Origin of the sequence: Halorubrum sp. SP3 (assembly GCF_005435195.1) — an archaeon.
In the GTDB taxonomy this organism is placed as follows: Archaea; Halobacteriota; Halobacteria; order Halobacteriales; family Haloferacaceae; genus Halorubrum; species Halorubrum sodomense.
Map to the genome: position 1 here is coordinate 1 of NZ_SGTU01000107.1, position 1,257 is coordinate 1,257.

The following is a 1,257-nucleotide window of genomic DNA, read 5'->3' on the forward strand; positions in this document are numbered from 1 at the left end:
CCTGTCCGCCGGTCATCGCGACTGGCAGCCAGAACCTCAGCGCCACGGACACCTGAAAATCCGAGTACGTAGACAAGCGCCCGATCACGGGCAGCTGTGAGTGCCTCTCGACTCCGGGGATCCGCATCAATGGCGTCGTGTGCTCGCTCGTCGACGTACGAGACAATGGTCTCACGCTGTTGCTGAGACCAGAACTGTTGTTGCCCAGAATCCGTCGTGGGACGGTCAGGCATTTCGTCTTTCGCCCGGTCGGTGTCTGCCGGATTCTCTGCGATGTACTCCCACTGCTGGCAATAATGGAGGTACGCAGAGACGAGCGAGTAGTAGTTCCACGCGGTAGCGGGTGTGATCCCCTCGGCATCACCGTTCGCCCGTCGAGCATTCACGCGCCGGGCAAGATGGCCAGCGTATCGGGCGAGATGTCGGCTATCGAGCGCCTCCAGAGTGGTAACCCCGCGACTGTCCATCCATTCAATCCAGTCCGGGACGACGCGTTCGAGCGCTTGAACGTAGTTCCCTGAGCGCTGGGCCTCCTCTCCAGCCGAATCAGTCTCGCCGATCGTCTTCGCCTTGGCGTCGAGAAAATCAGGCAATGGATCGTCGAGTGGTGTTTCACCGGTTATTTCCCCGGATTGAGGGCCGTCAGCTGGCGGTGCCATTGATTCAGCTTCACCGACGGCGGCGACCCTCAAAAATCTACTTGTGACTACTCGACTAATCCAAAGTGGATAGAAAAATTTCCAATATTGCCCCGATCACCCGTCTAGCGGCTGATTACGGACAAATGGGCTAGATCCCCCATGCTATAAATTACATATCGCTATACAAAATGTCGCAGTGTGGAAGTTCACAGTTTCGGAGGATAGGCTAGTTTTGGATCGAATCGCCATCAAGTCGTGGTGATTCTCAGCAGTCGGGGATCGATTTTGAATCCTTACTCTCGAACTACCGGACGAGCGTACGAAATTGTGTGGATTTTAGCGCTGCTGAATACGGTTGTCACTCTTGAGCGGCGGACCCAGCGAGAGCTCAGCCGATTAGTCGTGCGGGATCAACGCCGAGGCAACGAGCTCAACACACTCACCCGCAGCAATCACAGGCGCGTAGTCCATTTCCCCGTCGACACCTGCTTTCAGCAGGAAGTCGGTCAGCCGCCAGATATTGTACAAGAGGACCGCGAACACGAAGTAGAACAGGCGAACACGGTAGTCTTTCGAGGAGGTCTTCGCGAGAAAATCACCTTTGATCGATTTGTAC

Annotated in this window: 2 pseudogenes; both read right to left on the reverse strand. The window is 55.8% G+C overall.

Features of this window, described 5'->3' with window-relative positions:
• A pseudogene (locus EXE42_RS15655) lies at positions 1–659 on the reverse strand (integrase); the annotation flags it as partial.
• Between the two features lie 378 nt (positions 660–1,037).
• A pseudogene (locus EXE42_RS15660) lies at positions 1,038–1,257 on the reverse strand (transposase); the annotation flags it as partial.